Source organism: Microbacterium sp. RD1 (assembly GCF_052220165.1).
Classification (GTDB): domain Bacteria; phylum Actinomycetota; class Actinomycetes; order Actinomycetales; family Microbacteriaceae; genus Microbacterium.
The window spans coordinates 1,334,902-1,352,298 of sequence record NZ_JBQPOL010000001.1 but is presented as its reverse complement, the minus strand read 5'-3'; the positions used below and the strand labels follow the sequence as shown (position 1 = coordinate 1,352,298).

At 71.4% G+C, this 17,397-nt stretch carries 19 protein-coding genes and 1 pseudogene; 9 read left to right on the top strand and 11 right to left on the bottom strand.

Annotated features, from left to right (window positions below):
- Positions 1-7 precede the first annotated feature (7 nt).
- From ACTU3I_RS06550 to ACTU3I_RS06540, 3 genes are all read right to left on the bottom strand, one after another.
- A complete protein-coding gene (locus ACTU3I_RS06550; RefSeq protein WP_442924853.1) occupies positions 8-307 on the bottom strand; it encodes a GNAT family N-acetyltransferase in 300 nt (99 codons plus the stop codon).
- Positions 308-468: 161 nt separating this feature from the next.
- A complete protein-coding gene (locus tag ACTU3I_RS06545; protein WP_442924852.1) occupies positions 469-1,008 on the bottom strand; it encodes a toxin in 540 nt (179 codons plus the stop codon).
- A 34-nt stretch (positions 1,009-1,042) separates the two neighbouring features.
- Entirely contained in the window at positions 1,043-2,485 is a 1,443-nt protein-coding gene (locus ACTU3I_RS06540; protein ID WP_442924851.1) for a GH1 family beta-glucosidase, read from the bottom strand.
- A gap of 435 nt (positions 2,486-2,920) precedes the next feature.
- Between ACTU3I_RS06540 and ACTU3I_RS06535 the strand changes: the two genes are divergently transcribed.
- Positions 2,921-3,637, top strand: coding sequence for a winged helix-turn-helix domain-containing protein (locus tag ACTU3I_RS06535; protein WP_442924850.1), 717 nt, complete (start codon positions 2,921-2,923; stop codon positions 3,635-3,637).
- A gap of 134 nt (positions 3,638-3,771) precedes the next feature.
- A complete protein-coding gene (locus ACTU3I_RS06530; protein ID WP_442924849.1) occupies positions 3,772-4,770 on the top strand; it encodes a DNA-3-methyladenine glycosylase family protein in 999 nt (332 codons plus the stop codon).
- A gap of 15 nt (positions 4,771-4,785) precedes the next feature.
- Here ACTU3I_RS06530 and ACTU3I_RS06525 read toward each other — a convergent pair whose 3' ends face one another.
- On the bottom strand, positions 4,786-5,619 hold the full coding sequence (locus ACTU3I_RS06525; RefSeq protein WP_442924848.1) for a siderophore-interacting protein: 834 nt from the start codon (positions 5,617-5,619) through the stop codon (positions 4,786-4,788).
- Between the two features lie 75 nt (positions 5,620-5,694).
- Between ACTU3I_RS06525 and ACTU3I_RS06520 the strand changes: the two genes are divergently transcribed.
- Together ACTU3I_RS06520 and ACTU3I_RS06515 are read left to right on the top strand one after the other, a co-directional pair.
- Positions 5,695-5,916 carry a hypothetical protein gene (locus ACTU3I_RS06520; protein ID WP_442924847.1) on the top strand — a complete coding sequence of 74 codons (222 nt, stop codon included), beginning with the start codon at positions 5,695-5,697 and terminating at the stop codon, positions 5,914-5,916.
- A 6-nt stretch (positions 5,917-5,922) separates the two neighbouring features.
- Positions 5,923-6,891, top strand: coding sequence for a DMT family transporter (locus ACTU3I_RS06515; protein WP_442924846.1), 969 nt, complete (start codon positions 5,923-5,925; stop codon positions 6,889-6,891).
- Here ACTU3I_RS06515 and sigJ read toward each other — a convergent pair.
- Complete coding sequence (gene sigJ / locus ACTU3I_RS06510) at positions 6,875-7,750, bottom strand: RNA polymerase sigma factor SigJ (protein ID WP_442924845.1); 876 nt, start codon at positions 7,748-7,750, stop codon at positions 6,875-6,877. The two genes, ACTU3I_RS06515 and sigJ, sit on opposite strands and share 17 nt — an antisense overlap.
- A gap of 140 nt (positions 7,751-7,890) precedes the next feature.
- Between sigJ and ACTU3I_RS06505 the strand changes: the two are divergent.
- A pseudogene (locus tag ACTU3I_RS06505) lies at positions 7,891-8,247 on the top strand (SDR family oxidoreductase); the annotation flags it as partial.
- 386 nt (positions 8,248-8,633) lie between these two features.
- On the opposite strand, the gene ACTU3I_RS06500 reads toward ACTU3I_RS06505, so the two are convergent.
- The 4 genes from ACTU3I_RS06500 to ACTU3I_RS06485 form a co-directional block, all read right to left on the bottom strand.
- Positions 8,634-9,467: an aldo/keto reductase gene (locus tag ACTU3I_RS06500; protein ID WP_442924844.1), complete on the bottom strand. Its 834-nt coding sequence runs from the start codon at positions 9,465-9,467 to the stop codon at positions 8,634-8,636.
- 171 nt (positions 9,468-9,638) lie between these two features.
- The gene (locus ACTU3I_RS06495; protein WP_442924843.1) at positions 9,639-10,166 is read right to left on the bottom strand and encodes a GNAT family N-acetyltransferase; all 528 of its coding nucleotides are present in this window, start codon (positions 10,164-10,166) and stop codon (positions 9,639-9,641) included.
- A 4-nt stretch (positions 10,167-10,170) separates the two neighbouring features.
- Positions 10,171-10,611 carry a GNAT family N-acetyltransferase gene (locus ACTU3I_RS06490; protein ID WP_442924842.1) on the bottom strand — a complete coding sequence of 147 codons (441 nt, stop codon included), beginning with the start codon at positions 10,609-10,611 and terminating at the stop codon, positions 10,171-10,173.
- A gap of 43 nt (positions 10,612-10,654) precedes the next feature.
- Positions 10,655-10,969 carry an ArsR/SmtB family transcription factor gene (locus tag ACTU3I_RS06485; RefSeq protein ID WP_442924841.1) on the bottom strand — a complete coding sequence of 105 codons (315 nt, stop codon included), beginning with the start codon at positions 10,967-10,969 and terminating at the stop codon, positions 10,655-10,657.
- Positions 10,970-11,020: 51 nt separating this feature from the next.
- Here ACTU3I_RS06485 and ACTU3I_RS06480 point away from each other — a divergent pair, with 51 nt between their 5' ends.
- Entirely contained in the window at positions 11,021-12,211 is a 1,191-nt protein-coding gene (locus ACTU3I_RS06480; RefSeq protein ID WP_442924840.1) for an MFS transporter, read from the top strand.
- Here ACTU3I_RS06480 and ACTU3I_RS06475 read toward each other — a convergent pair whose 3' ends face one another.
- Positions 12,212-13,321 (bottom strand): alpha/beta hydrolase, encoded by a 1,110-nt coding sequence (locus tag ACTU3I_RS06475; protein ID WP_442924839.1) that lies wholly within the window; start codon positions 13,319-13,321, stop codon positions 12,212-12,214.
- 108 nt (positions 13,322-13,429) lie between these two features.
- On the opposite strand from ACTU3I_RS06475, the gene ACTU3I_RS06470 reads away from it, so the two are divergent.
- A complete protein-coding gene (locus ACTU3I_RS06470; protein ID WP_442924838.1) occupies positions 13,430-14,995 on the top strand; it encodes a glycosyltransferase family 2 protein in 1,566 nt (521 codons plus the stop codon).
- Between the two features lie 39 nt (positions 14,996-15,034).
- Here the strand turns inward: ACTU3I_RS06470 and ACTU3I_RS06465 are convergent, their stop codons facing one another.
- Complete coding sequence (locus tag ACTU3I_RS06465; protein WP_442924837.1) at positions 15,035-15,610, bottom strand: TetR/AcrR family transcriptional regulator; 576 nt, start codon at positions 15,608-15,610, stop codon at positions 15,035-15,037.
- A gap of 97 nt (positions 15,611-15,707) precedes the next feature.
- On the opposite strand from ACTU3I_RS06465, the gene ACTU3I_RS06460 reads away from it, so the two are divergent.
- Both ACTU3I_RS06460 and ACTU3I_RS06455 read left to right on the top strand, forming a co-directional pair.
- Complete coding sequence (locus tag ACTU3I_RS06460) at positions 15,708-16,976, top strand: MBL fold metallo-hydrolase (protein WP_442924836.1); 1,269 nt, start codon at positions 15,708-15,710, stop codon at positions 16,974-16,976.
- Between the two features lie 44 nt (positions 16,977-17,020).
- On the top strand, positions 17,021-17,392 hold the full coding sequence (locus tag ACTU3I_RS06455; RefSeq protein ID WP_442924835.1) for a carboxymuconolactone decarboxylase family protein: 372 nt from the start codon (positions 17,021-17,023) through the stop codon (positions 17,390-17,392).
- The last annotated feature ends 5 nt before the right edge of the window (positions 17,393-17,397 follow it).

Genomic DNA, 17,397 nt, shown 5'->3' with positions numbered 1-17,397 from the left:
GTGGACGTCAGGCGGAGCGACGCGCGTGCAGGATGCCGGCGCGCTCGGGGTGGGCCTGGAACCAGTCGGCCACGTACCAGCACACCGGGATGACCTCGCGGTCACCGGCCGCCTCGAGCTGCGCGATGGCGCGCTCGACGACCTCGGCGGCGTACCCGTGGCCGCGGAACGTCGGGATGGTGTACGCCCGAGTCATCGCCACGGTGCGCCCGTCGTCGCGGTAATCGAGCACGCTCACGAGATCGTCCCCGCGGTGCAGGGTGTACCGCGAGGCGTCTTTCTCGTCGGTGAAGCGGAGTTCGGTCACGACGACAGGTTACGCCCGTGCCGCCCTCCCGGCGCGATTTCGCTCCTCCGGGGCATCCCCGGTTCGTCCCCGGGCCCATCCCCGGTTCGTCCCCGGGTCCATCCCCGGTTTTGGGGCGCGGGATGTGCTTCGGGGCGCTCATCGGTCGCCCCGAACCACATTCAGCGCCCCAAACCGGCGAGCCACTCCTCGGCGGCACGCGGGTTGCGCAGGCGCACCACCGGCTCCCCGGCAGCCGCACGCCGCAGCATCCGCTCCCGCAGAACCGGATGCTGCACCCAGGCCCACCGCACGACGTTGCGCTCCGGATCCCACCGCAGCCAGCCCGAAGGGCGTTCGCGGTTGCCGTGCCACAGTTCCTCGCGCGTGAGCCCCCGCCGGAGCGTCCGCGCGACGATGCGGCGCATCACGACGGGGCGCGGGTAGTCCAGCCACACCCACGCGTCCGCGCCGCCCGGGGTGCCGGGGTCCAGCAGCCCGGCGAGCTTCGAGCTCCAGTTCCCCTCGATCACCCAGCCCTCCGGATGCGCAGCGACGAAGTCGCGGACGCGCGCGAGCGCCTGATCGACGTCGCGCTGGACCCATCCGGCGTCCCAGAAGACCGCGTCGAGCTCGAGGACCGGCAGTCTCAGGGCCGCGCCGACCGAGCGCGCGAGCCGGGTCTTGCCCGCCCCCGACACCCCGACCACCCGCAGCTTCACCGCTCCACCCTGCCACGGGCGCGTTCGGGGCGCGTCAGTCCGGCAGCACCCCCGTGCGCGCGAGCTGGGCGTACCAGGCGCCGCTGTCTTTCACGGTGCGCTCGAGCGTGTCGAAGTCGACCCGCACGATCCCGAACCGCTTGGCGTAGCCGTAGCCCCACTCGAAGTTGTCGAGCAGTGACCACACGAAGTAGCCGCGCAGGTCGACGCCACGGGCGAGCGCGCGATGGGCGGCCGTGAAGTGACGACGGAGGTAATCGAGACGCTCGGCGTCGCGCACCGATCCGTCGCCTTCGACGACATCGTCGAACGCGGCGCCGTTCTCGGTCACCATGAGCGGCTGATCGGGGAACTGCCCGCGCAGCGACACCAGCAGCTCCTCGAGACCCTCTGGCGCGATGTTCCAGCCCATCGCCGTGTACGGACCCGGCGGCTCGAGGAACTCCAGCACACCGTCGCTCCCCGGCCACGCCGTGCCCCGCGGTGCGGCCTTGTGTCCGTCGTGCTGCTGCTTCGGCGACACCCCGTCCCACATCTGCACGGTCACCGTCGAGTAGTAGTTGACCCCGAGCACATCGAGGGGCTGGGCGATCGTGGCGAGGTCGCCGTCTGCCACGAAGGCCCAGTCGGTGACGGATGCCGTGTCCTCGAGCAGGTCGGCCGGGTACGCGCCGCGCAGCATCGGCCCCGTGAACGCGCGGTTGGTGAGGGCATCCACGCGGCGCACCGCTTCGTCCGCGCGGTCGCCTCGCCCGCGGGCGACGTGGAAGTTGAGCGTCACGGAGTACTCGGGGTCGCCCGTGGAGGTGGCCCGCAGTGCCTGGATCGCCCTGCCGTGGGCAAGGTTGAGGTGGTGCACGGCGGTGAGGGCCGCCGCCGGCTCGTGCCTCCCGGGGGCGTGCCCGCCCTGCCCGTAGCCGAGGTACGCCGAGCACCACGGCTCGTTCAGCGTCGTCCACGTGTGGACGCGGTCCCCGAGGGCCCCACCGACGACCTCGGCGTACCGTTCGAAGGCGTCGGCGGTCGCGCGGGCGGGCCATCCGCCGGCGTCTTCCAGCGGTTGCGGGAGGTCCCAGTGGTACAGCGTGGCGACCGGGCGGATCCCGCGCTCGAGGAGCCCGTCCACGAGCCGCGAGTAGAAGTCGAGCCCCGCGGGATTCACGGCGCCGGTCCCGGCGGGGATGACGCGCGGCCACGCGATCGAGAATCGGTATGCGCCGAGCCCGAGCTCTGCCATGAGGTCGAGGTCGGCCTCCCACCGGTGGTAGTGGTCGCACGCGATGTCGCCGGTGTCGCCGTTCCAGACCTTTCCGGGGGTGCGGCTGAAGCTGTCCCAGATCGAGGGGCCGCGGCCGTCCTCGGTCGCGGCGCCCTCCACCTGGTACGAGGCCGTCGCCGACCCGAACGTGAATCCGGCGGGGAACACGAGGCCGCGATCGCGGTAGTCGGCGTTGCCTGCGGCGGAGTGCGTCGTCATCCGCGGAAGCCTACACGGGACCGCTCCCACGCCCTCCCGATGCCGTCGAGCGGCCGATGCCGGGGGTCGTCACAGTTCGTCATATACGCCGCCGCGGGCAGTCCTCATTTGACGCACTTCGACGCAATCGGACATAATCGGCCCCATGACTGACAACGCACGCTCTCTGTCCGCCTGGGAGGCGAACGGGACTGCCGCCATGATGATGGCCGGCCGCGTTGTTTCGTGTCGAATGTGTCGCTGACACGGTGAATCCGCCGGACGCCGCTCGAATCCTCTGAACGACGAGCGATGACGTCCCCCGAGAACACTGGGCCTCGTGGCGATCCCGCGTACCCGGAGAACTCGATTCCCGGGCCGACACCGGCCCACCTCCCCGCAGCATCCGAACCCGCCGCCATCGCCCGGGTTCCTTCCGCAAGGACAACCACTTCCATGTCGACTCCCGCTCTCCTCGACCGCCCCGCCCCCGTCCGCCACCTCCACGCCGTGCCGACCACCGACGCGACCCCTGCCGAGCCGGCGCCCGCGTCGCGCAACCTCCCCCCCGGCACCGCGCCCCGCGGGTTCGCCCTCTACGTCGGCCTCGACGAGGTGAAGGCCGCCGCCGACGGGGTCAGCCTCAACGTGCTCGTCGACGCGATCCGGCGCACGATCGCCGATCTCGCCCCGAGCGCGCAGACCTACGCGACAGTCGCCCTCGCCCCCACCGGCGCCGGCGGGCGGGATGTGGACGTCGTCCGCCTCGCGCTCCACGAGCCCGCCGCCGTGGCGCGCACCAAGCAGGAGCCCGAAGAGGTCGACCGCGTCCCGGGCGGCGTCGTCGTCGACATCTCGCGCAAGCGCGTGCTGCTCGACGGCGAATCGGCCCAGTTCACCTTCAAGGAGTTCGAGCTGCTGCAGTACCTCGTGCTGCGCGAGGGCCGCACCATCGACCGCAGCGAGCTGGTCTCGTCGCTGTGGCAGGGGACGACCGACGACGAGACGCCCGGCGAGCGCACCATCGACGTGCACGTGCGGCGCCTGCGGGCGAAGCTCGGTGCCTACGAAGACATCGTGCGCACCGTGCGCGGCGTCGGCTACCGCTTCGACCGCCACGCCGACGTCGTCATCCGCTACGGCCACGGCACCCCCTCGCCCGACCGCTTCTGACCCGTCTTCCCGCGACAGGAGATTCGCTCAGAACAGGACGTTCCGCGCGTCATCCGTCCTGAAACCGGCAGATCTCCTGTTCTCGGCGCCCGCAGGCGGCTCTGGATGGGGGCGGCCCGACGTAGGGTGGCGGCATGAGGCCGAGCGGAGTGCGCACGCGGCTCGCCGGCGACCCCCGGCGAGACGGCACGATCCGCGACCCGCGCCCCGAACCCGGCCGAGCCCGCGAGGCCGAGTATCGGCCGCGCCACCCGATCGACATCCGTCGCGCGGTGCTCGCACAGCGCCACGGCGCCGGCGACCCCACCCTGCAGAGCGTCGGTGGCGTTCTCTGGCGCGTCAGCCGCACCCCCGACGGCATCGCGACCCTCGCCATCCGCGAGAGCGGCGGAGGCGGCATCCGCGCCGCGGCGTGGGGACCCGGGGCCGACTGGGCGCTGACGCAGCTCCCCGCGCTGTGCGGGGCGCTGGATGACCCCGACGGATTCGACCCCTCACCGCATCCGCTGATCGCCGAGGTCTCGCGCCGGCACCCCGATCTGCGGATCGGCCGCACCGATCTGGTCTTCGACGCACTGGTCAGCGCGATCATCGAGCAGAAGGTCACCGGGATGCAGGCCTTCGGCGCGTGGCGGCGCCTCGTCACGTGGTACGGCGAACGCGCCCCCGGCCCGACGCCGCAGCCGATGTTCGCTCCGCCCTCGATGGAGGGCTGGCGCCGCATCCCGTCGTGGGCGTGGCATCGGGCCGGACTCGAGCCGCCGCAGTCGCGCACGATCGTCGAGGCGGCACGCCGCGGCGATTCGCTCGTGCGCGCGGCCGAGGCCGCCGTCGGCGGCGACGACCGCGATCGCGTCCTCACGAGCCTCCACGGCGTGGGCGTGTGGACGAGCGCCGAGACCCGCATCCGGGCCTTCGGCGACCCCGACGCCGTCAGCGTCCGCGACTTCCACCTCGCGCACCAGGTGGGCTACGTCCTCACCGGCTCCCGCGTCGACGACGACGGGATGCTGGAGCTCTTGGAGCCGTGGGCGGGCCACCGGCAGCGCGTGGTGCGGTTGATCCTGCTCAGCGGCGTCTTCGAGCCGCGCCGCGGCCCGCGACTGCATCCGGAGGACCACCGCGACCGCTGAGCCGGAATCCGCGACTCAGTGGCGTCGCGCCTTCCAGTACCCGCAGAAGCGGATGGCGTTCTTGGGCACGCCGCCGGACACCCAGTGCCGCCGGGCGCCGGCGGCGAGCGCCTGCTCGCCCGCGGCCCAGGCGTAGAACGGCCCGGCCGGCAGAGCGTCGGCGACCAGCGCGCTCAGGGCCGCAGCGCCCGGGACCGCCGCAGCGTCCTCGCGGACGATCCAGCGCACGTCGACGCCCTCCGGAGCATCGACGGACTGACGATCGTCCGGATGCGGGATCTCGAGGTACGCCGTGCCTCGCGCGTCGCGCGGCATCGATTCCAGGATCCCCATCGCGGCGGGGACCGCGGTCTCATCGCCCACCAGCACCGCGACCGATGACCGATCGGCGGGAGGTGCGCACATCAGTCCCTCGTCGAGGATGCCCACCGCGTCGCCGGCGGCGCAGGTCTCCGCCCACGTCGCCGCCGGCCCCGAGGTCCCCTCGGCGGCGGACCCGTGGAGCACGAAGTCGACGTCCAGCTCCGGTCCTTCCGGACCGTCCGGGCGGTACGCGCGCACGGTGTAGTTGCGCAGCACCGGACGATCGGTCTTGGCGATGGCGAGGTAGCGCAGGTAGGCGAACGTGTCGAGTGTGGCGGGCAGACGCGACAGCGACGCCTCGCTCACCGGCAGGAAGAGGCGGAACCACTGGTCGAACCCGAGATACCGGAACGCCGCGACGTCCCCGCCGCCGAGTGTCACCCGCGCGAATGACGGCGAGATGCGCTCGCGGCGCAGGACGTGCATCGTCCCGAGGGTCGCATCGACGGGCTTCACACGGCCCTCGTTCGCATTCGTGCGTGCCATGGCGCCTCCAAGTTAGGTTGCCCTAACCCTATCGGTGACGCGGGGAACGGCGAGGTGAGGCCCTAGTCTGGAGACATGCCCGAACCTCGCACCGGATGGCCGCGCGGCCGCACGCAGTGGCTGCTGGGAACCGTGCTCCTCCTCGCCCTCGGGGTGCTGTTCGGTCTCATCTTCGGAAACATCTGGCTCGGGATCGTCCTCGGTGCCGCGGTGTCGATCGGATGGCTCATCGCCTACGAGTCGTGGCGGGGGCGCAACAGCGGCGTCAACGACGACGACCGCGGCATCGAGCTCTGAAACGCGGTGGCCGCTCGCTGGCTGCCCATCGGCGCGATCGGGCTCTCGGTCGTTCTCTGGTCGTTCGCCTACGTCCTGTCGGGCTGGGCGCTGGAGACCGGGTCCGCGGCCGTCCTGTCGGTCTGCCGGTTCGCGCTCGCGCTCGTCGTGCTGGTCCCGCTCGCGGCACGTCGCCCCGCCTTCTGGCGCACGCTTCGTCAGCCTCGCACGATCCTCCTGGGCCTGACCGGCGTCACTCTGTATTACTCGCTCGCCAATATCGGCCTGCTCTTCACGACGCCGGGCACCGCCGCCCTCGTCGTCTCGCTCCTGCCCGTCCTCACCGCCGTGGCCGCGGTCGCGATGATCCGCGAGCGGCTCTCGACGCGCACCATCGTCGGCCTCGCCCTCGCGACCCTCGGCGTGGGTCTCGTCGCCGCATCCGGATTCCGCGTCGACATCGGTGTCGCGCTCAACATCGGCGCCCTGGCGTCGTACGCGATCTACACGGTTCTCCTCCGACGCGACGGCGGGCACGCGGATGCCCCGGACGCCCTGTCGCTCGCGACCGCGACCGGAGTGTGGGGCACGATCCTGATGCTCCCGTGGCTGGGGTGGGAGATGCTCACCGGCGCCGCGAGCGTGCCGACCGACCCGCGCGGACTGATCGCCATCCTGGTGCTCGCTCTCGTGGTCACCGCGCCCACCCTGGTGCTCTACAACTACGGCGCCGAGCGCGTGCCCGCCGCGGTCTCGGGGGTCGCGACGGCGGCGATCCCCGCGCTCGGGTACGGCTTCGCGCTCCTGCTCGGCGAGACGCTGGACCCCGTCAAGGCACTCGGCGGAGCCATCGCGCTCGTGGGCGTGGTGATCGCGACGCTCGCGCGGCCGCAGATCGAGCCGAGCCCGCCCGGATCGGCGCTCCCGGAACCGGCTGAGCTGGCCGGACCGACCGAACGGGCCGCGGCGGACCCCGAGGTCACTCCCAGAGCGTGAGCTTCTCGGGGTTGGCGACGATCCACAGGTCGCTGACCAGGTCGCCGGCCACACCGAGCGTCCACACGCTGTGGAGCTGTCCGCCCACACGGGCGACGAAGCCGAGCCCGTCGGGCGTGACCACGGCCTCGAGCTGTCCATCGGGCTGCAGACGCGGCAGGCCCAGGACGAACCGGGCGACGCGGTCGGCGCCCTGCACCGGGCGGCGAGCGGCGGAGACGACGCCGCCGCCGTCGCTGCGCAGCACCACAGCGGGATCGAGCACGGCGACCACTGCTTCGTAATCCCCGCTGAGGCACGCCCGAGCGAACGCCTGCATCAGCGCATCGTGACGCTCCCGCGGCGCCATCCCGGCGCGTCGCTCGCGGACGTGCCGGCGCGCCGAGGCGGCGAGCTGGCGGGTCGCGGCCTCCGAACGCCCCACCGTCGTCGCGATCTCCGCGAAGCTGAGGCCGAAGACGTCGTGAAGCACGAACGCCACCCGCTCGGCGGGACTCAGCGATTCCAGGACGACCTGCAGGGCCATGCTGACCGCGTCATCGAGCGTCACCCGCTCCAGCGGGTCCCCGCCGAGCGCGCCGACGAGCGGCGAGTGCTCCGGCAGCGGCTCCGGCAGCCACTCGCCGACGTAGAGCTCGCGTCGCACGCGCGCCGACCCGAGCATGTCCAGGCACACCCGCCCGACGACGCGCCCGAGCCACGCGCCGGGCGATCGCACCCCGGCCCTCTCCTCGTCGCTCAGGCGATACCAGCGCACGAAGGTCTCCTGCACGGCGTCCTCCGCGTCTGCGACGGTGCCCAGCATCCGGTAGGCCATGGCGGTCAGCTGCGGCCGTTCCGACTCGACAGAAGACTCCACGCGCGCACCTCCTCCCGCACTCTACGGGGACGTGAACAGTCCGATGCACGGTTCGCCTCACATTCGCGGAAGCTGCGTCGTCGGAGAGGTATGACGACGATGCACGAACACATCCGGTCTCTTCCTCCGCAGGAGCAACGATGAGAGTCGCGGTGGCCGGCGGCACCGGCACGGTGGGACGCTTCGCCACGGAGGCGCTGCAGGCCGGAGGGCACGACGTCGTCGTGCTGGCACGCGCACGCGGCATCGACGTGGTCTCCGGCACGGGGCTGGAGCAGGCTCTGAGCGGCGTCCATGCCGTCGTCGACGCGCTGAGCGTGTCGACGCTGAACGAGGGCGAGGCCGTCGACTTCTTCACCACGACCACGCGGAGCCTCCTCGAGGCCGAGCAGCGGGCGGGCGTCGAGCACCACGTCGCTCTGTCGATCGTGGGCGTCGACCGGGCGCCGTTCGGCTACTACGCGGGGAAGGCGGCGCAGGAAGAGCTCGTGGAGCGGGCATCCGTCCCCTGGACGATCCTGCGCGCGACGCAGTTCCACGAGTTCGCGGCGCAGATGTTCGCACGAGCCAAGGCCGGACCTCTCCACCTGGCGCCCCGGATGCGCACGCAACCGGTCGCCGCTCGCGAGGTGGGAGACGCGCTGGCGGCGCTGCGACCGGCCGCGCGGTCGGCCGCTCGCCAGATCTCGCCGGGCCGCGCGAGGAGAGCCTGGCTCGGATGGTGCGCGCCTACGCGCGCGCCCGGGGCTCACGGGCCTGGATCCCGACGATCTCGCTTCCCGGAGCGTTCGGTCGCGCGCAACGGGACGGCACGCTGCTTCCGGATGCCTCCGCGCGGCGGGGCCGCCAGACCTTCGACGAGTGGCTGTCGGGGCCGCTCTGACTACATCTCCTCGTGCGTGTCGGGGTCGCCGCCCCACAGGCGCCCACGACGGAGGGCCGACAGGGCGGCGACCTCGTCGTCGGTGAGCTCGAAGCCGAAGACGTCGGCATTCTCCCGCTGACGCTCGGGATCGGCCGACTTCGGGATGGGCGTCGAGCCGAGCTGCACATGCCAGCGGAGCACGGCCTGCGTCGTCGTCACCCCGTGGGCAGCGGCGATCTCGGACACCACCGGCTCCTTCCGCAGTTCGCTCCGCCGTGCGAGCGGGCTCCAGCTCTCGGTACGGATGCCGAGCTCGGCGTGCACGGCACGAAGCTCCTCCTGCGGGAAGTAGGGATGCAGCTCCACCTGGTTCACCGCCGGGACGACGCCGGTCTCGTCGACCAGACGGCGAAGCATCCGCTCGGTGAAGTTCGACACCCCGATCGAGTGGACGACGCCCTCATCCCGCAGCTCGATCATGGCGCGCCACGTCTCCAGGTCCTTGCCGACGCTCGGGTTCGGCCAGTGGATGAGGTACAGGTCGATGCGCTCGAGCCCCAGCGCCTCGAGCGACCGGCGCGCGCTGGCCTTCGTCTCGGCGTGTCCGTGGTCGCGACCCGGCAGCTTGGTGGTCACGAGGATGTCGTCGCGCGGGATGTCGCTGCGGCGCACGGCCTCGCCCACCTCGCCCTCGTTCTCGTAGTTGACCGCGGAGTCGAGGAGCCGGTAGCCGGTTCCGAGGGCGGCGAGGATGGAGTCCACGCCCTCAGGACCGCGGAGCTTGTACGTGCCGAAGCCGAGTTCGGGGAAGGCGGTGCCGTCGTTGAGCGAAACCGCAGGGATCGTCGTCATCCCTCTATCCTCTCTCCCGTCGGCCCTTCTCGCCCTCACGGTTCATCGCTGTAGCCCGTCCGCTCGAAACCGCCGGCGAAGGCCAGGATCCAGCACGCGTGACGCGCCGGCAAGAGGAACGATCCACTATGTCCTAAACCGGTTGAACAGTGCGTGAACTATCCACAGCTGCTAGGGGGCGAGCATCTCGAAGAGCTCGCACTCCACGCCGTAGTAGCGATCGGTGCGGCCGAGCCCGCGCATCCCGATCCGCCGGCAGACGCGCTGCGACGCGGCGTTGTCGGGGTGGGTGACGGCCACCACACGCGGGATGCCCGACGCCCACGCCTCGCCGAGCACCACGCGGGCAGCCTCGGTGGCGTATCCTCGGCCCCACGCATCCGGATGCAGGTGCCAGCCGATCTCGACGTCTTCGGGTGTTCCGGCGGGCACCGCATCCGCCGACCAGGGGATGCGCTTGAGCAGCAGGCTGCCGAGCCGGTCGCCCTCGTGCGTCGTGACGGCGCGGACTCCCAGGGGCGGGTCGTCCAGCGAGAGCCAGCGCGCGACCGCCGCTCGCGCCTCAGTGGGTGACGCCATCACGCGCGGCGGGTTGCCGATCCACCGCGCCACCTCGTCCCGCGAGTAGGTGTCGTAGACGAACGCGAGGTCGTCGGGCTCCGTCGTCCAGCGGCGCAGTGTCAGACGGTCGGTGCGCACGGGATCACCCGCGCCTCATCGGGATGTGCGGGATGCCGTCCTCCTCGAACGGATCGCCCGAACGGACGAAGCCGAATCGGCCGTACCAGTCCTCGAGCTGCATCTGCGCGTCGAGGTCGACCGGAAGCTCCGACGCCACCTCTCGGCACCGCTGGAGTGCGCTGCCCATGAGATCCGCGGCCAGACCGCGACCGCGGGCCGCCTCGGCGGTCGCGACCCGCCCGATACGCCACGCGTCCCGCTCACGCAGGATGCGCAGGGTCGCGAGGACCGCGCCGTCTTCCTCGATCCACAGCAGCTCGGCATCGGGTTCGATGTCGCGCCCGTCGATCTCGGGGTAGGCCGCGTGCTGCTCGACGACGAAGACGCTCACGCGCAACCGCAGGATGCGGTAGAGCGCGACCGGGTCGATGTCGGCGACGCGGGCGCGATGGATCTCGGGCATCCCTCGACGCTACCTCGCTCGTCGTCTCCCGCGGACCGCCGCGTCAGGCATCCGCGGGAGCCCCCGTCACCGCGCCCAGGAGCCCCGGGAAACGTTCGTCGAGCTCGATCTTGCGGAGCCGGATGTCGTGAGTGCGGCCGTGGACCTCGTAGGTCACGAGCCCCGCCTCGCGCAGCGTCTTGAAGTGATGGGCGCACGTGGCTTTGCTGGTGGCGAAGGCGTCCCAGACCTCGGCCTTCGGACGAGCCTGCCCGTCGGCGAGCATCCGGACGATCGCGAGCCGGGTGGGGTCGCCCAGCGCCTTGAGGACGCCCTCGAGGGCGACATCGGCGATCTCCGGGACCGGGTACTCGGGCATGCCATCCATCCATTGTTTGATGAATGTCAAACGATCCTCTACGCTGACCGTGTGACATCCATCAAACGATCCTACCCGGACCACCGTTTGTCCGCGCCGGTGCTCGCCCGGCTGTGGGTCCTCGCGCTCGCGTTGTTCGTCGTCAGTACGAACGCGTTCGTGATCGCCGGGGTTCTCCCCGAGCTCGCGCGAGAGTTCGGCACCTCGACTGCCACTGTCGCCTCCTCCATCACGTGGTACGCCGCCGTCGTCGCCGTCGCCTCGCCTCTGGTCGCGACGTTCCTCGCACGCGTGCCGCGGCGGGCGCTCCTCACGGTCGGAATGGGCCTCGTGGCCGCGGGCACCGCCGTCACCGCCCTGGCCGGCGGTATGGAGCTGTTCACCGCCGGACGGGTCCTGGCCGCTCTCGGCGGCGCCGCGCTGGTCCCGCCGGCGACGGCGGCCGCCCCGTCGCTCGTGGAGCCCCGCCACCGCGGCCGGGCCATCGCGATCGTCGCCTTCGGATTCGCCGGCGCGATGGCCTTCGGCTCGCCGCTCGGCGCGGGCGTGGCGGCACTCGCCGGATGGCGCGTGTCGCTGTGGGCGATCGCCGGGCTCGCCGTGATCCTCACCGTCGTGATCGGCGTCACGATGACGCGGATCCCCCAGGTCGCTGGAGCACGCCTGCGCGATCGGGTCGCCGTGCTCGGCGATCGCCGCATCCTCCTGGTGCTCCTGAGCATGGTGTGCTTCATCCTGTCCTTCAACGTGCTGTACGTCTTCAGTGCCGACGTGCTCGCTCCCGCTCTCGAAGAGGCCCCGGGCGTCCTCGCCGCCGTGCTCCTCGCCTTCGGCGTCGCGACTCTGCTCGGCACGTGGCTGGGTGGCCAGCTGGTCGACCGCTCCGGCGGACTGCGCGCCACCGCGCTGGGGCTCCTCGGGATGGTCGCGGTTTACGCCGCCCTCGAAGGGTCGACGGCCTTCCTCCCCGGCGCGATCGCCCTCTACGCGGCATGGGGCCTGGTCGGCATGTCGCCGCAGGTCGGAATCCAGGATCTGCTCGTCGCGGCGAAGCCGAAGGAGGCCGGGATCACGCTGTCGTGGTACTCCACGGCGATGTACGTGGGCATCGCCCTCGCCCCCGTCGTCGGCGGTGCCGCGCTCACGCTCGGGCCGTGGGCGGTGCCGCTGGCGGCGATGGCGGCAGCCCTGCTCGCCCTGGCGTTCGTCGTCGGCGGCCGGTGGCGGGCGCAGCCGGCGTAGTCAGCCGACCGCCGGCACGTCGTGAAGTCGAGCGAGCGCCGCGACGACGTCGCGATGCCACCTTCGGGCAGCCGGGAGCACACCGGTGAAGATCGCGACGTCATGGGTGACCCCGAGGTATTGCACGGCGCTCGCGTCGACGCCGTCGGCACGCAGTCGCGCGGCGTAGGCGGCGCCGTCGCCGCGGAGCGGGTCGTACTCCGCCGTGAAGACGAGCGCCTCGGGAAGCCCGGCCAGGGAGGGGGCGAGAAGCGGCGACGCGAGCGGATTGCGGGCATCCCCCGCGCGGGGCAGGTATGTCCGAGCCACGGAGCGCAGCTCCCGGCGTGCCAGGATGCTGGGGATCCCGAGAGCGCGGGTCGCGCGCAGATCGACGTGCCCGCCGGTGAGGTCTGCCACGGGCACTTCGAGCAGCTGCATCCGGATCGGTAGCGCCGAGCGGTCGCGGTTGGCCAGGGTGAGCGCGGCGGCGATCGATGCTCCGGCCGAGGTGCCCGCCACGCCGAGGCGCTCGCGATCGATGCCGAGATCGACCGCGTTCTCGTGCAGCCACACGAGCGCCGCGTGCGCCTGCTCGATCTGCGTGGGGAAACGGTGCTCGGGAGCGAGGGCGTAGTCGACGGCCACCACGGCGACGGATGCCTCCGCCGCCCGCCGCCGGTTCGCAGCATCGGTCGTCGGGTAGTCCAGGCCGCCGATGCGGAAGGCGCCGCCGAAGAAGGTGAGCCAGGCCGGGATGCCGCCGGCGGCCGCGTCGGGCGGACGCGGGTCATAGATGCGCACCCGCACCGCGGGGAAGCCCGCGACGGGCACGATGTGCTCGCTCGTGCGGACGTTCGGGCCCGGTGTTCCGACCGTCCGGAGCTCTTGGCGGTCCCATGCCAGCGCCGCGCGACGGTGGCGTGCCCGCGCCGAGGCGGCGGGAGCGGAGGGGACATCGGCAGCCGGCCGCGGCGCGCGCGGTCCGGCGTCTGTCGGAGTCTCGGCTCCGGCACGCCGGATGCGGCGCCATCCGTCCGAGAGCCGGCGCCTGAGCGCCTGGACGCGCTGACCGATCAGATAGCGGCGGTGCACTCGCAGCCGCTCCTCGAAGAACGGGTCCAACGGCATTCCGGCTCCCTCCGAGAGTGTTCGAGTCTAAGGCGGCATCCCCGGCCGGTCGCCGCCACCCACCGCCGGCCGGAGGCGACACCGGCCCATCCATGTTTGAGTGGACCTATGAGCGATGGAGAACGCCCCCGGGTGAGCGTGGTCGTCGCGGTGTTCGAACCCGGGCCGGCGTTCGACGATCTGATCCGCTCCCTCGACGCGCAGACTCTGGACGCCGCGAGGTTCGAAGTGCTCCTCTGCGACGACGGGTCGGGTGAGGCGACCCGTGACCGCCTGGCCGAGGTGGCTCGCGATCGACCGCACGTGCGTGTCCTCTACCTGCCGCACACCGGCTGGCCGGGGACGCCCCGCAATCACGGGCTCGCCGCTGCTCGCGGCGAATACGTCTACATCGTCGACCAGGACGACTGGCTGTTCGACGCCGCACTGGAGAAGCTCTGCGACTACGCGGATGCGAACGCCTCCGACGTCGTCATCGGCAAGGAGGTCGGGATCGGCCGCCGCCTCCCCCGCCAGATCTTCCACGCCGACATCCCGCGCGCGGTCCTGGGCTCGGACCCCATCCTCGAACTGCTCACTCCGCACAAGCTGTTCCGCACGTCGTTCCTGCGCGCCCACGGCATCCGCTTCCCCGACGGCCGGGTGAGGCTCGAAGACCACCTGTTCGTGATGAAGGCCTACTTCGACGCGGGGACGATCTCCGTCCTCGCCAGCGTCCCCTGCTACGCGTGGGTCAAGCATCCGGGGAGCGCGAGCTCGTCGCGCATCGAGCCACGGACGTACTTCCCGCACCTGGAGACGGTGCTCGAGCTCGTCGAGGCTCACACGGAGCCCGGGGAGCTGCGCGATCGGCTGCTTCGGCATTGGTATCGCGGCAAGATCCTCAAACGCCTGGCGGGCCGGCGGATGCTGCGGTATCCGGAGGACTACCGCGATCGCTTCCTCGACGTGGTGCAGCCGATCATCGAGCGACGATTCGGGCCGGGCGTGGACACCGGGCTCAGCTTCGCCCATCGGGTCCGGTCGGGCCTGCTGCGCGCCGACCGTCGTGCCGATCTCATCCGGCTCGCCCGATTCGAATCCGACCTGCAGTGCCGAGCCGTCGTCACGGCGGCGAGATGGTCGCGGGGCGGAGGCCTGCACCTCTCGGTCGACGTCCGCATCACGGCCGACGGGGAAGACGCACTCGTGTTCGAGCCATCCGCTTCCCGACCGGAGCGGATGGTATGGCGCCCCCCGTCACCGCTGGCGGACCTCCCGTCCGAACTCCGGGATGCGGGTGCGGACCTCGCCGACGACCGCGTCGACCTCGTGCTGCGCGACGGGGCTCGACGGCGGCGGCTCCCCGGCAGCAGATCGCATCGCATCGGCGCGATGGAGCTGTCGGTCGATCCCGTGCGGGTCTTCGCCAGAGGCGATTCCTCCCCCGGCGGTTCCGTCTGGGTCAAGGTCCGCCGCGCGGGATGGACGTTCACCGTGCCGCTGGCAGCAGATGCGGATGTCCTCGCACGGGCGGGACGCTCGCCGGTGCTCGCCGGCCGCGCCTCCGTCCTCACCACGGACGACGACGGCGTCGTCGTGTGGCGGCGGGACGCGGACGGCGGAACGGGAAGGGACTTCGCCGCTCGCGCCGTCCGCCGGCTCCGCGCGGCGTGGCGGCGGCTCGCCGCGTGAGGCGGCCGGACGGCGTGAGCTGCGACCGTCGGCTGCTGCTCAGGGGGTGACGACGCGACGCGAGTCGATGGCGCTCAGCACCCGGCTCACGACATCCGCCACGAAGTCCGCACCGGCAGCCCGGCCCTCGAAGGTGACGCGAACGAGCACGGCTCCGGTGAGCAGCGCCAGCGACGGCTCCACATCGGCCGGATCCAGATGCGCGGACAGGACCTCTCGCATGTGGCTCGTGCCCGTCTCGTAGAGGCGTCCGCGGAGCTCGCGCACGACTTCACTCGTGTTCGATCGCTCGACGACGCCGGCGAGAAGGCGGTCCAGGTGCCCGTCGGTGAGGTCGGCGGCGAAGTCTCGCAGCGCGGTCCGCAGATCCTCTTCCAGATTCCCGGTCGCGGACGGGTGGTGCTCCGTGTCGCAGATCTGCTCGATGGCCGCGCGGATGAGATCGAGGCGCGTGGGCCAGTGCGTGTAGACGGTCGCTTTGGAATAGCCCGACTCGCGAGCGACCTCCGCATGAGTGACCCCGTCCCAGCCGCGTTCCAACAGCAACGCCGCGGTGGCGTCCACCACATCGCGGCGAGTCCGAGCCACGCGCGGGTCCGACGATTCCTTGGTCACGCCTGGATCCTACCGCTGCTGGACATCTCAGATCTTTCTAGACATACTGTTCAATAGTTGTTTAGTCGTCCAATTTCGCTCGCATCGAAAGGAAAGCATGGTCACCGCCAACCCCCTCCGCAATGCCTCACCGCCGCGGAGCCTCCATATCGCCCTCTGGGTTCTGCAGTCCGCCCTGGGCGTTGCGCTCATCGCCGCCGGAGCGTGGAAGCTGTCGTTGCCCTTCGACCAGGCGACGGCGATGTTCCCCTGGGCCGCAGACGTTCCGGCGTTGTACACGGTGACCTCGATCCTGGACATCGCTGGCGGCCTCGGCGTGATTCTCCCGTCTCTGACGCGGGTCGCCCCTCGGACGACGGTCTTCGCCGCACTCGGGGTCGTCCTTCTGATGCTGTCCGCCGTGGTCTTCTACCTGCTGCGGGGCGAACCCTCCGAGACGGTCCCGAACCTGGTGCTCGCCTCCGCGGGCGGGATCGTCGCGTGGGGTCGCTGGCGTGGCGCGCCCATTCGAGCGCAGCTGCCGGTCCCGACGAAATGGACCAGCCCGCTCCCCGACGCCGCACCGCCCGCCGAGATGAGGTTGTACCAGCTACCCACCGGCACATACCGCACGCGAGCCGCTCTCGCCGTGGCGGGCGGCGCTGTCACCGAGCAGCGCGCCTTCGCGGCAACAGCCGTCCTCATCCAGCATCCGAAAGGCGACGTGCTCATCGACGCCGGTTTCGGTGCCGGCGCCGAGGCGCATATCGACGCCCTGCCGTCGTTCCGCCGCGCACCCCACGAACTCGCCGATACCGCGAGCACGCAGCTGTCCGCCGCGGGGTACGACAGGAAGCGACTTCTCGGCGTTCTGCTCACCCACTCCCACTGGGATCACGTCAGCGGCTTGGACTCCCTCGACGTGCCGATCTGGATGACGGCGGCAGAGCGGAAGTACGCCGCGCAATCCAAGAGCGACCCGGTGTTCGAAACCGTCTCACGCGGCCACGAAATCGAGGAATACCCCTTCGACGGCCCTTCCTACCTCGGCTTCCCGTCGAGCTACGACTTCTACGGAGACGGATCGGTCGTCATCGTTCCCGCAGCCGGACACACCACGGGCTCCGTGATCATCTTCGTCACGGTGCCCTCCGGGCAGCGCTATGCCTTCATCGGCGACCTCACCTGGCAGCTCGACGGCATCACAGACAGGCTCGAGAAGCCGCTCATGATGCGCATGCTTGCCGACAGCGACGCGAAGCAGGTGCGGCAGGACATGGAACGCGTCATGGCGCTGCAGGATCACCTCCACGTCGTGCCCGCGCACGACATGCGCGGCTACCAGGGCATCCCCCTCTTGAAGCCTTCCACGGTCGACGCCCGATGACCGGCACAGGGGCGCGCTCTGCGCGGGCAGAGAGAGGACGTGCCGTGTATGCCCGCAACTTCGGGGTCGACGAGGCCACGGCGGAACGCGTGATGACCGACCGGGCAGGCGCGGCATACACCGCGGAGGCCTACGAAGCGGCGGGCGGGCCGGGGTGGCAGGGTGTTGCGCTCACCGATCGGGATCGCAGCATCGCCGTCATCAGCGCCCTCGTCGCCAGCGATGTCAACGACGAGCGACTCGACGTCTACCTCAATCTCGCGCGCGCGAACGGTCTCGACGAGGACGGGCTCACTCAGCTCATGATTCTCCTCACGGCGTACGTCGGGCAGCCCTATCCTTCGGCGGCCATGGGGGCGGTGCGGCGCACGCGACCCGCAGAGCCGCCTCCTTCGCGGATGCGACCGGGACGATGACCGTC

What these genes read in the sequence shown, in the direction of transcription:
- ACTU3I_RS06540 (WP_442924851.1), bottom strand. Translation starts at nt 2,485, where the DNA reads ATGACGACGCACTCCGCCGCAGGCAACGCCGACTACCGCGATCGCGGC.
- ACTU3I_RS06535 (WP_442924850.1), top strand. Translation starts at nt 2,921, where the DNA reads ATGTCGACTCCCGCTCTCCTCGACCGCCCCGCCCCCGTCCGCCACCTC.
- ACTU3I_RS06530 (WP_442924849.1), top strand. Translation starts at nt 3,772, where the DNA reads ATGAGGCCGAGCGGAGTGCGCACGCGGCTCGCCGGCGACCCCCGGCGA.
- ACTU3I_RS06525 (WP_442924848.1), bottom strand. Translation starts at nt 5,619, where the DNA reads ATGGCACGCACGAATGCGAACGAGGGCCGTGTGAAGCCCGTCGATGCG.
- ACTU3I_RS06520 (WP_442924847.1), top strand. Translation starts at nt 5,695, where the DNA reads ATGCCCGAACCTCGCACCGGATGGCCGCGCGGCCGCACGCAGTGGCTG.
- ACTU3I_RS06500 (WP_442924844.1), bottom strand. Translation starts at nt 9,467, where the DNA reads ATGACGACGATCCCTGCGGTTTCGCTCAACGACGGCACCGCCTTCCCC.
- ACTU3I_RS06490 (WP_442924842.1), bottom strand. Translation starts at nt 10,611, where the DNA reads ATGCCCGAGATCCATCGCGCCCGCGTCGCCGACATCGACCCGGTCGCG.
- ACTU3I_RS06485 (WP_442924841.1), bottom strand. Translation starts at nt 10,969, where the DNA reads ATGCCCGAGTACCCGGTCCCGGAGATCGCCGATGTCGCCCTCGAGGGC.
- ACTU3I_RS06475 (WP_442924839.1), bottom strand. Translation starts at nt 13,321, where the DNA reads ATGCCGTTGGACCCGTTCTTCGAGGAGCGGCTGCGAGTGCACCGCCGC.
- ACTU3I_RS06470 (WP_442924838.1), top strand. Translation starts at nt 13,430, where the DNA reads ATGAGCGATGGAGAACGCCCCCGGGTGAGCGTGGTCGTCGCGGTGTTC.
- ACTU3I_RS06460 (WP_442924836.1), top strand. Translation starts at nt 15,708, where the DNA reads ATGGTCACCGCCAACCCCCTCCGCAATGCCTCACCGCCGCGGAGCCTC.